Annotated in this window: 10 protein-coding genes; 4 read left to right on the plus strand and 6 right to left on the minus strand. The window is 65.3% G+C overall.

All coding sequences use genetic code 11. From position 1 onward, the window contains the following. The first annotated feature begins 47 nt into the window (after positions 1 to 47). Together AC6R2M_RS12720 and AC6R2M_RS12725 are read left to right on the plus strand one after the other, a co-directional pair. Entirely contained in the window at positions 48 to 1,559 is a 1,512-nt protein-coding gene (locus AC6R2M_RS12720; RefSeq protein WP_500482686.1) for a glycosyltransferase, read from the plus strand. A 478-nt stretch (positions 1,560 to 2,037) separates the two neighbouring features. Continuing rightward, the gene (locus AC6R2M_RS12725; protein WP_500482688.1) at positions 2,038 to 3,468 is read left to right on the plus strand and encodes a mannose-1-phosphate guanylyltransferase/mannose-6-phosphate isomerase; all 1,431 of its coding nucleotides are present in this window, start codon (positions 2,038 to 2,040) and stop codon (positions 3,466 to 3,468) included. 61 nt (positions 3,469 to 3,529) lie between these two features. Here AC6R2M_RS12725 and AC6R2M_RS12730 read toward each other — a convergent pair whose 3' ends face one another. Further along, the gene (locus AC6R2M_RS12730; RefSeq protein WP_500482690.1) at positions 3,530 to 4,183 is read right to left on the minus strand and encodes a nucleoside triphosphate hydrolase; all 654 of its coding nucleotides are present in this window, start codon (positions 4,181 to 4,183) and stop codon (positions 3,530 to 3,532) included. A 108-nt stretch (positions 4,184 to 4,291) separates the two neighbouring features. Between AC6R2M_RS12730 and AC6R2M_RS12735 the strand changes: the two genes are divergently transcribed. Continuing rightward, positions 4,292 to 5,281, plus strand: coding sequence for a glutathione S-transferase family protein (locus tag AC6R2M_RS12735; RefSeq protein WP_500482692.1), 990 nt, complete (start codon positions 4,292 to 4,294; stop codon positions 5,279 to 5,281). 62 nt (positions 5,282 to 5,343) lie between these two features. Here AC6R2M_RS12735 and msrB read toward each other — a convergent pair whose 3' ends face one another. The 4 genes from msrB to AC6R2M_RS12755 all read right to left on the minus strand — a co-directional run bounded on the left by msrB (position 5,344) and on the right by AC6R2M_RS12755 (position 9,531). Then, positions 5,344 to 5,793: a peptide-methionine (R)-S-oxide reductase MsrB gene (gene msrB / locus AC6R2M_RS12740; RefSeq protein WP_500482694.1), complete on the minus strand. Its 450-nt coding sequence runs from the start codon at positions 5,791 to 5,793 to the stop codon at positions 5,344 to 5,346. A gap of 111 nt (positions 5,794 to 5,904) precedes the next feature. Continuing rightward, positions 5,905 to 6,639: a glutathione S-transferase gene (locus AC6R2M_RS12745; protein ID WP_500482696.1), complete on the minus strand. Its 735-nt coding sequence runs from the start codon at positions 6,637 to 6,639 to the stop codon at positions 5,905 to 5,907. Then, positions 6,636 to 7,754, minus strand: a complete 1,119-nt coding sequence (locus AC6R2M_RS12750) for a catalase family protein (protein WP_500482698.1) — start codon at positions 7,752 to 7,754, stop codon at positions 6,636 to 6,638. Before AC6R2M_RS12750 ends, AC6R2M_RS12745 begins: the two co-directional genes overlap by 4 nt. Positions 7,755 to 7,926: 172 nt before the next feature. Beyond that, on the minus strand, positions 7,927 to 9,531 hold the full coding sequence (locus AC6R2M_RS12755) for a bifunctional metallophosphatase/5'-nucleotidase (protein ID WP_500482700.1): 1,605 nt from the start codon (positions 9,529 to 9,531) through the stop codon (positions 7,927 to 7,929). 200 nt (positions 9,532 to 9,731) lie between these two features. Here AC6R2M_RS12755 and AC6R2M_RS12760 point away from each other — a divergent pair, with 200 nt between their 5' ends. Further along, on the plus strand, positions 9,732 to 11,915 hold the full coding sequence (locus AC6R2M_RS12760) for a malate synthase G (protein ID WP_500482702.1): 2,184 nt from the start codon (positions 9,732 to 9,734) through the stop codon (positions 11,913 to 11,915). A 32-nt stretch (positions 11,916 to 11,947) separates the two neighbouring features. On the opposite strand, the gene AC6R2M_RS12765 is transcribed toward AC6R2M_RS12760, so the two are convergent. Beyond that, positions 11,948 to 12,907 (minus strand): SDR family oxidoreductase, encoded by a 960-nt coding sequence (locus tag AC6R2M_RS12765; RefSeq protein ID WP_500482704.1) that lies wholly within the window; start codon positions 12,905 to 12,907, stop codon positions 11,948 to 11,950. Positions 12,908 to 12,926: the final 19 nt, after the last annotated feature.

Consider the following 12,926-nt stretch of genomic DNA (forward strand, 5'->3'; position numbering starts at 1 on the left):
ACAGCGATTGCGTCAGCCAAAGCCGTGCCCTACCCAAACGTATTCGTATGACCAGTCCGCAGACACCAAGAGATGATGCGCGGGACGCATCGATCATCCTCCGCCAAATGGCGGCCGACCGTGCAACCATCGCTCGTTTGCGTAGCCAGGAAACGATCCTCAACCAGAGTTTGCTTCAGTTCGGAGAGAACCGGAAGGCCGGCACGATCATAAGGATCGCGCATCGCCTCGACGCGGGTCTTCGGCTTCTTCAGCGAGCTACGCTTCGCGTAGCACTCATTCTTCGCTGGGCCGCAACTGGCGCACTCCTGAGCCACTACCGGTTTTGGCAAGCGAACCGGGCAACTCGCTCCATGCGTTCGAGAGAGAGCGCCAGCGAAGCCGCGCGCCGCAGCTCTACCGCGTTGGCGACGCTGGCGAACGATCGACCGGCTGCGTTGATACTCGACTATCAAGTCCCCCGGCCCGACCGTGATGCCGGGTCGATTTATCTGATCAACATGATCGAGCGTCTTCTCCGCCGCGGCTTCGACGTTCACCTATCGGTGGTCGAAAGGATGGAGAACGACGAGGCATACTGCGAACAGCTCCGCTGCATGGGCGTGAGCGTAACCTATCAAGAGCACGTCGACGACCTGTCAGACCCCCTCCGGGCTCTGCCTGACAGGCTCGAACTTTGTTTCGTGACACGCGTCTACGGAGGAGGACGATACATCGAGCGCGTCATCGAATGCTGTCCGCATTCTCGAATCGTCTTCAACACGATCGATCTGCATTTCGTTCGGGTCGAACGGCAGAACGCAATATCTCCGACCAAACAGACGGAGATGATCGCACAGGAGACTCGACGACGCGAATGCAGAGTGGCCGAACTGAGTGATGCGACGATCGTCGTTTCGACAGCAGAAAAGGCAATCCTTGAGGATATCCTCCCAGGTACGCACGTGTATGTCGTTCCATTGGCCGCCGAAACACTCGGAGGCCGAGCCGTTCCCTCCTTCGCCGATCGCAGTAATCTCGGTTTCGTAGGCGGTTTCCTGCACCAACCGAACGTAGACGCCGTCCGTTACTTCCTCGACGATATCTGGCCCCTCGTTCGCGAGCGACTGCCGAACGTGGAATTCGAGATCGTGGGGAGCGATCTTCCCGCCGACCTGGAGGCCCGAACGGGCCGGGACGGTATCCGTTATCTCGGCCACGTGCCTGATCTGCAATCGTGGCTCGGTGGCCTTCGGATGACCGTGGCGCCTTTGCGGTTCGGGGCCGGAGCCAAAGGGAAGGTGCTCTCAAGCCTCGCCGCGGGCGTTCCATGCGTTCTGACCTCGATCGCTGCCGAAGGGATGGGATTGGGTTGTACGGAAGTCTGCGTAGCCGACACGGAGAGAGATTTCGCGGAGCGCATTCTTGCCCTCTACGAGGACGAGAGTGTCTGGGCGCCCTTTTCGCAAGCGGGACTGGCGAATGCAGCTGGTACCGCCAGCCGCGCGGACGAGGCCTTCGACGAATTACTACTTGGGCTGGGGCTGTTAAAAAGAGACCTAGATAGTCCGAACGCTTGAATCCGACTTCCCGCTCTAGCGTAACCTTCCGAGCAGACGGGTGTTACCCCTACGGTTTTCTTTGAATTCTGTGAATTGGAAGACTCTCGTTCAAGACTGGGTGGAAGAGCATCCTAGGAAGAGGATATCTATTCTGAGGTCCGATCGCGTTCAGATTGAAGCAGGCCTAGGATGGCACGAGCTTCGGTAAATTTCGTCGCCAGCTGCGATCAGAGTGGCTACATTTCTCGCCTGGCAGAAAATTTCGCTGAACTCATGTCGTCCAAAATGCGGCGCCGCTGCCAGCATCATGAAGCTCTTAGAAAGACGAGTGGCGGATGGTGCAGGACCAACCCAAGCTCAGACACCTGATCTATCGGCGCGGCCGGGCGTTCATTGATATTTTCTGAATTGACAGGAAAGAATTGCTCGACGGAGGAGTTTCCTTTCCGCTCCAATTGAAAAATATGTGACTTACGAGCACAGAGAAAGACGACGAATGTTGGACGGAATCGAACAAGCCAAGATCATCCCTGTCATCATGGCCGGCGGTTCGGGTACCAGGCTGTGGCCTGTTTCGCGGGATACGATGCCCAAGCAGTTCATCGAACTCCTCGATGAAGGCTACTCGACCTTCCAGACCGCGCTGCGCCGGGTCAGCGGCGCCGAGTTCGGTCCCCCCATCATCGTGACCGGCGAGGATTTCCGTTTCCTCGTCGCAGTCCAGATGCAGGCCGTCGGGGTCGTCGGTGAGATCGTACTGGAGCCGGCACGGCGCGATTCGGCCGCTGCCGTGGCCGTTGGGGCTCTTTGCGCCCTCCAGCGCGATCCGGATGCAATTTGCTTGGTCCTGGCCGCCGATCACGTCATCGATGACGACGAAGCCTTCGTCGATGATTGCCGGAAGGCGGCGCGCGCGGCGCGCGACGGCCGTATCATGACGCTCGGGATCGAACCGACCTTCCCCTCGACCGCCTATGGCTATGTCGAGCAGGGTGAGGCGCTGACGGCGGACGGAACATTCGCTCTTCGGGCTTTCGTCGAGAAACCGGACAAAGCGCGGGCGGAAACGTACCTTGCCCGCGGTTATCTCTGGAACTCCGGTAATTTCCTGTTCGCCGCAACGACGATGATCGACGAACTGCAGGCGTTTGCTCCGGAGGTTCTCTCGGCGGCACGTGAAGCGGTCGAGAACGGCAAACGCGACCTTGATTTCCTACGTCTGGACGCCGATGCCTTCCGGCGCTCGCCGAAAATTTCGATAGACTACGCCGTCATGGAGAAGACCCAGCACGCGGGCGTCATCTGGGCGAACTTCGGCTGGTCGGACGTCGGCTCGTGGGACTCGGTTTACGAGATCAAGACCTCGGACGCAGACGGCAACGTCCTCGAAGGACCCGTCTCGGTCCTGGACACTCGAAACAGCCTCGTTCTTTCTCAAGGTCCCCTGACCACCGTGGTCGGCCTCGACAATCTGATCGTGGTATCGACCATGGACGCGATATTGGTGGCGTCCAAGGATGAGGCCCCCCGCGTGAAGGACCTCGTCGGCAAGCTGGCCGCAGATGGTCATGGAGAGGCCACGCAGCATCTACGCAACCATCGTCCGTGGGGTTGGTATCAGCGGATCGACATTGGCGAGCGCTTCCAGGTCAAGCATATCTGCGTGAAGCCGGGCGGCACGCTCTCGCTCCAGAAGCATCACCACCGTGCCGAACACTGGGTTGTCGTCCATGGCACCGCCGAGGTGACGATCGACGGCGTGGTCAAGCACTACCACGAGAACGAGGCGGCCTACCTCCCGATCGGCTGCGTTCACCGGATGCACAACCCCGGCAAGATCGACCTCAAGATTATCGAAGTGCAGGTCGGCTCTTATACCGGAGAGGACGATATCATCCGTCTGGAGGACATTTACGCTCGAACCTGACACCGAGGGGCGCCCGGGACGATCTGCGCGCTTCAGGCCCCTCGCCCGCGAGCTCTCGGGCTCAACCGTCATTCTCCACGACGATGTCCGCCGCAACGCTGTGCTCCAGAACCAGCCTCGCGTTCGGCAGGTCGTTGCCCTCCAGCTTCTCGCGCAGAGCCTGCTCGTCGAAGCCGCTCCAGCGCGCGCGCAGGCGCGACTCGATGGTCGAGAACGGCGCTTGGAGCATGATCGTCAGGTCGAACAGATCGCGCAGGGCGGCCCAGCGCGGATCGTCCAGAAGGAGATAATTGCCTTCGACGAGGATCACCCTCGACGACGGTCCGACGATCCGGGCCCCTGCCCTCGCGATCTCGATGCTCCGGTCGAAGACCGGCACCGCGACGTCGCCGGCCGCTTCGCGCAGGCGGAGCATCATGTGGCGCAGCCCCTCCACGTCGAACGTATGCGGTGCGCCCTTGCGAGGGCGGTCGCCCCGCGCTTCCAGCACCATGTCGTCATAGTGGAAGCCGTCCATCGGCAGCACGTCGCAGCCGCCGGCCTCCCGCGCATTGAACCGGTCGCGCAAGGCGTCGGTGAAGGTGGACTTGCCGACTCCGGGCGGCCCGGCGATGGCCAGCAGGATGCGGCCGCCGACCGAATCGGCCTTGCGCCCGATCGCCTCGGTGAGGCTCGTCAGCGAGGGGGCGGACTTCGAGACATTCGATTCGGTCATGGACATCGCCTCTCCTCGGCCGGCAAGCGGGCAGCGTTTCGCCTTCGCGGCGGAACGTCCCGGCCCCAACGGGCTTTGACCATATCGAACAGCAAGGGAAGGCGTGCAATGGGACTTCTGGTCAACGGCAAATGGCAGGATCGCTGGTACGACACGGACAAGACCGATGGCGCCTTCGAACGCACCAAGACCAAGTTCCGCCGCTGGATCACGCCGGACGGCGCGCCCGGTCCCGACGACCAGGACGCCCTGCCCGCGGCGCGCGGGCGCTACCATCTCTATGTTTCGCTCGCCTGCCCCTGGGCCCATCGCACGCTGATCGCGCGCAGGCTCAAGCGGCTGGAGGACGTGATCTCCCTTTCGGTCGTCGACTGGCACATGGGCGAGCATGGCTGGGTCTTCTCGGACCGGGACGGGACCATCCCCGACACGGTGAACGGCGCGTCCAAACTGTCCGAGATCTACGTGAAGGCGCAAGCCGACTTCACCGGCCGCGTGACCGTTCCCGCTCTCTGGGATCGGGAGACCGAGACGATCGTGAACAACGAATCGGCCGAACTCCTGCGCATCTTCAACCGGTCGTTCGACGCCTTCGGCGATCCGTCCGTGGACCTCTCACCCGAAGCGCTCCTGCCCGAGATCGATGCGATGAACGAGAGCATCTACGAGAGCGTCAACAACGGCGTCTACAAATGCGGCTTCGCGACCAAGCAGAAGGCCTATGACGAAGCCTTCGAGCAGCTGTTCGACCGGCTCGACGAACTGGAGGAGCATCTGTCGAAGGAGCGCTATCTCGTCGGCGGCCGCGTGACGGAGGCGGACTGGCGCCTCTTCACCACACTCATCCGCTTCGACGCGGTCTACCACGGCCACTTCAAGTGCAACCGACGCCGGATCGCCGACTATCCCAACCTCTTCGGCTACATGCTGGAGCTCTACCAATGGCCCGGCGTGCGCGAGACGGTGAACTTCCACCACATCAAGCACCATTATTACGAGAGCCACGGCACCATCAATCCGACCGGGATCGTGCCGCTCGGGCCGGACCAGAATCTCGACGTGCCGCACAACCGCGAGCGGCTGCCGGCGAACGGCTGACGCACCAGCCGGATCGGGAGCCTCCGCCGCCGGTCAAACACCGCGCGACGGAGGCTTCGATTTCAGCTAACCGCCTTCACCTGGTCGACGTAGTCGCCGTAGCCTTCCGCTTCCATCTGCTCCAGCGGGACGAAACGCAGGGCGGCCGAGTTGATGCAGTAACGCAGCCCCCCGCGATCGAGCGGTCCGTCCTCGAAGACATGGCCGAGATGGCTGTCGCCACCCGACGAGCGGACCTCGGTGCGAACCATGCCGTGGCTGGTGTCGCGCAGTTCCGCGACGTTGGCGGGCTCGATCGGCCGGGTGAAGCTCGGCCAGCCGCAATGGGAATCGAACTTGTCGGCGGAGGCGAAGAGCGGCTCGCCGGAGACGATGTCGACGTAGAGGCCGGGCTTCTTGTTGTGCAGATACTCGCCCGTTCCGGGGCGCTCCGTGCCGCTCTCCTGCGTCACGTAGTACTGCTCGGGCGTCAGCGCCGCGACGGCCTCGTCCGTCTTGCGATAGTCCTTCATCTCTCGTCCTTTCCTGGCGCGCGGGCGGAGCGGTCGATCCGCAACGCGCTTGGCTGTCGCCGCGCATATAGGAAGCGCGGGGCTCGCCCGGAACCTCCCGGGTCTCGCGCCCTACTCGGCCCCGTCGAGCTCGGGATAATGCCGGAAGATGCCGTTCTCGGTGAAGGCCTGCCTGCGATCGCTGGCAAGGTAGGCTGCGACGCGCTCCTGCACGCTGACGGCGTCGACAAGGGCGACGACCCTTCGAACGCTGGGCTCGACGGCCTTCATCCGCTTCGGGAAGGCATAGCGCAGGCCTTCGACGAGCTGGAAGAGCCCCAGGTCGCAATATGTCAGTCGCTCTCCGACGAGGACGCCGGAGGCCGAGGCATTCGCTTCGATCAGTCGCTCGTACCAATGGAGGAATTTCGGGATGCGCTCCCGCCGGAATTCGTGGGCGCGGCGTAGCGCTTCGTCCTTCTGGTCCTCGTAATACTGCCCGACGCCGAGGGGGTGATGCACGTCATGGGCTTCGGCAACCGCGTCCGCCGTCGTCAGCGCCAGCGACCGGGCGAAGATGCGCTGCGGTTCGGCCTCCGGCGCCAGACCGAACTTCTCGCCGAGATAGGCGGAGACGACGCCCGCCTGCGAAACGAGCGTCTGCCCGTCGACGACGAAGGGCGGTGCGAAGGGGATCGGGTGGCCCCGGCGCCCGTCCAGATAGGCCTGCATGGCGGGAACGCCGCCCCCGTCCTCCTCCGGCCACTGCGCCATCTCTCGATAGGCGACGCCCGCCGCCTCGAGGACGAGGCGCGGAAACTCTCCGCGCCCCTGAATGCCCGGCCAGTACCAGAGCTCCACCGTCATGAGACGCCCAGCTCCCTACGGTTGGCGGGCTCGTGCAAGGGGCAGCCGTTGAACTCGCGCCGGAAGCGGCCCGACTTCTCGTAGGCGGACCTTCTCGCCCGCATCACCGAGCCGAGCGGGCGGTGTGCTGCGAGGCCGTGCCACACGGAAAAGAGCAGTCCGTCGTCGAGCTTCGCAGCCCGCTCCTCGCTCCACGAATCCTGCCGGGCGACACGGATGCGCGCCACGGGCACGAAGGGGCTCTTGGCCTCCGGCCATTCCACCGAGGCGTCCTCAAGCGGCATCGTCTCGGGATCGGTCAGGAGCTGAACCTGCAGCTCCCATTCGGCCTCGCTCACGGCGAAGTAGTGCTGGACCGCTTCCCGGATGGCGTTCGGGCGTCCCGCAGAGCCTATCGGCTTCCCGGCCAGTTCCTTCATCTCGGGCAGCACCGGCACGATGCGCAGCTTCGCCATGTAGCGCCCGAAAAGGATCGGCGCCTGACTGAAGAAGGTCTCGCCGAGGATGTGGGTATCCGGATGGCCGCCGAGCGTCTTCAGGGCCCCACTTTCGGCCCCCGCCGCCTCGATCACGCTTTCGGCGCCGCGGAGCGCGCCGGACAAGATCTTCTTGTAGATCTGCGGCGTGTCGGTCGTTGCGGCGAGAAGCTTCAACGTCTTCAGGAACTCGCCCGCGTTCGGTGCGGCGAAGACCGGCGCGTTGACGAGAATGAAATCCTGCGTCCGCTCGCCTTCCGAGCCCTCCAGCCGCTCGCCCTCGACCTCCAGCACCTTCACGGACAGGCCGCGTGGCGTCGTGACGGAATCGTCGAGGATGTCGCCGGGATTGGTGGAAAAACGCAGCACTGCGTCGAAGGTCTTCGGCCGAGCGAACAGGCCCTGGGCCAGTTCTCCCGGCAGTCCCGGCAGGACCTCGAACTCGCCGATCAGAAGCCCGTGCGCCTTCGCATGGACCGAACGCACCGCATGTCCGTAGTCCTTGGAGGTGATCTCCAGGATCTTGCGCATCTGCGCGTTAATCCCCTCGATCGTCTCCTTCTCGTTCTCCTCCTCGATCTCGAAGGCGGGATCGTACAGCACCGGGCGGATGGAGAGCTTCTCGTAGATCGACGTCACGCGCACTCGCCTGCGTTGGAATGGTTCTCAGAAACGTGGCCGGCGGACCACCGTTCCGACACGGAACCCAAACGGTCGCGTGATGCCTCTCTCCCGGTCTTCAAACGCGAAGGCCCGGCGGGCGGGATGCCGGCCGGGCCTTCGTTTCGTCTGCTGGAAGTTGCGGAAGCGCTCAGTCCACTTCGTTGATGCGGCCGTCGAGATAAGGCTCGTAGGCGCCGTCGCGGCCCGCCAGATACTCGGCGAGCACGGTGTCGAGCGTCGGGCCGAAATCGTAGGCGTTGGCCGCATCCACGAAGCTCTCGTAGCCGTCGCCGCCGTTGCGCATGAAGTTGTTGGACGCGACGAGATAGGTGGCGGTCGGGTCGATCGGCTCGAAGTCGCCCTCGGCGTTCTCGACGCGCACCTCGCGAATGCGGCTTCCGGGCGCGGCGTTGCGGGTCCAGTCGTATTGCAGGCCGGCGACCTGCGGGAAGCGGCCCGCCCCCTCCTCGACCTGACCGACGCCGTTCTCCAGAGCGGCGATGATCGCCTCGCCCGACACCTCGAAGGTGGAGAGCGTGTTCAGGAACGGCAGCACCGTCAGAACCTCGCCCTGGGTGATCTCGCCTTCGTCGATGGAGGCACGGAGGCCGCCGCCATTGATGATGACGATCTGCGTGCCCTGGCCGGAGGTGTGGTCGAGCATGGCGTCGGCGACGAGATTGCCCATCTCGCACTCGCCGGAGCGGCAGCTCTCGCGCGAGCCGTCGATCGGGCCGCTGGTCTCGCCCACCACGCGGTTGCGGATCTCCTCAAGGCCTTCCGAGAGCTCCGCGATCCGAGCCTTGATCTCTTCGTTCTCGGGCATGGAATCGACGAGCTGGATCGGATCGCCGGTCGCCGCCGTCACCACGCCGTTCTCGTCGAAGGTGACTTTCAGTTCGCCCAGATACTGGGTGTAGGCCGCCGCCTGCACGATCGGCACTTCGGTCCCGTCCGGTCCCGCGACCATGGTCGGATAGGGGCCGACGGCGCCCTCGACGTCGTTGGCGAGAAGCGTGTGCGAATGGCCGCCGACGATCACGTCGATGCCCTCGACCGCCGCGGCCAGCGCCTGATCGGCGACGTAGCCGATATGGGAGAGGACGACGATCTTGTTGATCCCATCGCCGGTCAGGCGCTCCACCTCGGCGCGCACGGCGTCCACGACGGGCTCGAAGGCGATCTCACCGGTCGAGGCGAGCTCCGGCGTGTCCTCCGCGACGACGCCGATGACGCCGATCCGCTCGCCGCCGATCTCGACGATCGTGGACGGCTCGATCAGGCCGTCCTCCACGCCGGGCTCGGTGGAAACGTCGATATTGGCGGACAGGAGCGGCACGTCGAGCGCGTTGACGAAGTCGTCGAGCCCGTCCGGACCGTTGTCGAACTCGTGGTTGCCCACGGCGACGGCGTCGAAGCCGATCGTGTTGATCATCTCGGCCGCGACCGAGCCGCCGTACTGGACGAAGAAGAGCGTGCCCTGGAACCAGTCGCCGGCGTCGAGCACGAGCGCGTTCTCGGCCGCCTCGCGCCGCTCCTCGATGGCCGCGGCGAGCCGCGCGATGCCGCCGAAGCAGGTGCCTGCCTCGGCCAGCTGCTCCTCGGAACAGGTCGAGCCGGAGGAGGTGATCGGCTCGAAGCGGTCGTGGACGTCGTTGGTGTGGATGATCGTCAGTTCGAAGGCGTGCGCGGGAAGCGCGACGCCCGCCATCAGAAGAGCCAGTGCCGCGCCAAGCTTCGTCTTGCCCGTCATGTCGTTCGATCCTTCGCCTTCGATCTCGCCTCGGACGGCCTTGGTCCGGGTCTCGTCTGTCCCACATCGCCAGTTGCACCGGCCCGCGAGGGCCGAGTCAAGGCGAACCTCCGGTTAGCACGTCCCGGATGTCGCGCATTTGACAAGAGCGGCGCGGATGGACGATCTCCGATGACCGAACGGCCGCGAAGGGGGAAGCGATGAGCCAGATGATCGAACTGCATGGACTGCAGGTTGCGCCGGAACTGAAGGAGTTCGCCGAGAACCGCGCGCTGCCGGGCACGGGAATCGAGCCGGATGCCTTCTGGAAGGCGCTCTCCGATCTCCTTCACGATCTCGCCCCCCGCAACCGCGAGCTTCTCGCGGTGCGCGACGATCTCCAGTCCAGGATCGACGAATGGTGCCGGGCTCGCCAGGGCGGCAGCGTGGACGGCGCCGAGTACGAGGCCTTCCTTCGTGAGATCGGCTATCTCGTGGAGGACAAGGGCGGCGTGACGGTCGAGACCACGAAGGTCGATCCCGAGATCGCGAGCGTCGCCGGGCCGCAGCTCGTCGTGCCCGTGACCAACGCCCGCTACGCCCTGAACGCGGCGAATGCGCGCTGGGGTTCGCTCTACGACGCGCTCTACGGGACGGACGCGATTTCGGAAGACGACGGCGCGGAAAAGGGTCGCGGCTACAACCCCAAGCGCGGCGAGAAGGTCATCGCCTGGGCGCGCGAGTTCCTGAACGCCTCCGCGCCGGTCTCCGGCGCCTCCTGGACCGACGCCACGGGCTTCAACATCGAGAACGGCCGTCTGGAAATCCTGACCGCCGACGGTCGCCACCTGCCGCTGAGCGATCCCAAGCAGTTCGCCGGATATCGCGGCACGGCGGGCGAGCCGAGCGCGATCCTCCTTCGCACGAACGGGCTCCACGCCGAGATCGTGATCGACCGCTCCTCCGCCATCGGCTCGTCGGATGCGGCCGGCATTTCCGACGTGGTCCTGGAATCGGCTCTGACGACCATTCAGGACTGCGAGGATTCGGTCGCGGCCGTCGATGCCGAGGACAAGGTCCTCGTCTATTCCAACTGGCTCGGCCTGATGAAGGGTGACCTTGCGGACACGTTCGAGAAGGGCGGCAAGACCGTCACGCGCCGGCTCGCCGAGGATCGCCAATACACGGCGCCCGACGGCTCGACGCTGACGCTTCCCGGCCGCTCGCTGATGCTGGTCCGCAATGTCGGGCACCTGATGACCAATCCGGCCATCCGACTGAAGGACGGTTCGGAGGCGCCCGAGGGTCTGATGGACGCGATGTTCACCTCCCTCATCGCCATGCACGACCTGAACAAGACCGAAGGCCCGAAGAACAGCCGCGCGGGCTCGGTCTACATCGTCAAGCCGAAGATGCACGGGCCGGACGAGGTCGCCTTCGCCAACGAGACCTTCGGACGGGTCGAGGACGCCCTCGGTCTGGAGCGCCACACGATCAAGATGGGCATCATGGACGAGGAGCGCCGCACGACGGTGAACCTCGCCGAATGCATCCGGCAGGCGCGCCACCGCGTCGTCTTCATCAACACCGGCTTCCTCGACCGCACCGGCGACGAGATGCACACGTCGATGGAGCTCGGCCCGATGATCCGCAAGGGCGACATGAAGTCGTCCACCTGGATCAAGGCCTATGAGGACCGCAACGTCGATGTGGGTCTCGCCTGCGGCCTGAAGGGCCACGCGCAGATCGGTAAGGGCATGTGGGCGATGCCCGATCGCATGGCCGAGATGCTGGAGGTCAAGATCGGCCACCCCAAGGCCGGCGCCAACACGGCCTGGGTCCCCTCCCCGACCGCCGCGACGTTGCACGCCACGCACTATCACCGCGTCTCGGTGGCCGAGCGCCAGGCCGAGCTCGAAGGCCAGAGCCGCGCCAAGCTCTCGGAGGTGCTGTCGATCCCCGTCGCGGTGCGCCCGAACTGGTCGGTCGAGGACATCCAGGCCGAGCTGGACAACAACGCGCAGGGCATCCTCGGCTACGTCGTGCGCTGGATCGACGCGGGCGTCGGCTGCTCCAAGGTGCCCGACATCAACGATGTCGGCCTGATGGAGGACCGCGCCACCTGCCGCATCTCCTCCCAGCACATCGCCAACTGGCTTCGCCACGGTGTGGTGTCGAAGGATGAGGTGGTCGAGACCATGCAGCGCATGGCCAAGGTCGTGGACGGCCAGAACTCGGGCGACCCGAGCTATGAGCCGATGGCGCCCGACTTCGACGGATCGATCGCCTTCCAGGCCGCGCTCGACCTCGTCCTGAAGGGCACCGAGCAGCCGAGCGGCTACACCGAGCCGGTCCTGCATCGCCGCCGGCTGGAGAAGAAGGCGAAGGCGCGCGCCGCCGCCTGATCGTCGAGGATCGAACGGAAGGGCGCTGCCGCTCAGCGCCCTTCGCTCTGCAGGATGGAAGCCAGACCGCTCCGGTAGTCCGGGTGACGGAGCGTGTAGCCGGTCGCCTGCAAGGCGGCGTTGCGGACACGCTTGTTCTCGCCCCAGAAAGAGCGCGCCATCGCGGACATGCCCTCCGGCTCGAAGGGCGTGTCCGGCGGCACCGGCAGGCCGGCGAGGCGGGCGGCATGTTCGATCACGTCCTGAGGCGGCGCGGGCTCGTCGTCGGTCACGTTGAAGACTCCGCCGATCCGATGCCGCGCCAGATGCGACGCGGCCCCCGCGATGTCCTCCACATGGATGCGGTTGAAGACCTGGCCGGGCTTCACCACGCGGCGCGCACTGCCGTTCCGCAGCTTGTCGAACGCGCTGCGGCCGGGCCCGTAGATGCCCGAGAGGCGCAGGATCGCGACCGGCACGCCGGCCTCCTCCCCTGCCTCGATCCAGGCCGTCTCCGCCGCGATCCGCTCGCGCCCGCGCTCGGAGGTCGAGGCGAGGTCGGCGTTCTCGTCGATCCAGGCCCCCTCATGGTCGCCATAGACGCCGATCGTGGAGAGGTAGCCGATCCATTCGAGCTTCGGCGCACCATGGACGATCGCGTCCCGGTACCAGCGCAGCACCGGATCGCCGGGGGGCGCGTTGGCTCCGCCGACCGACGCGCCCGGCGGGGCGGCGTGCCCCGGCGGGACGGAGACGAGAAGATGGGTGGCGCGATGCAGGCTCGCATCGATGCCTTCGCCGGGCGACTGTCCGTCGAAGACATGCGGCGTCAGCCCCGCCGACGCGAGATTGGCCGCCTTGTCGGCCGAGCGCGTCGTCACCCCCAGAACGCGGGACGGCCCGATCCGATCGACGAAGGCGCGCGCCGAGTAGCCGCAGCCGAAGACGAAGGCGTGCATCGCCCCGTCGACCGCCGCCTCGTCGTCGTTCGCCGCCTGCAGGCTCAGCGCCACGACGGCAGCCTCGAAGCGC

The organism is Aureimonas sp. CAS (assembly GCF_059838215.1).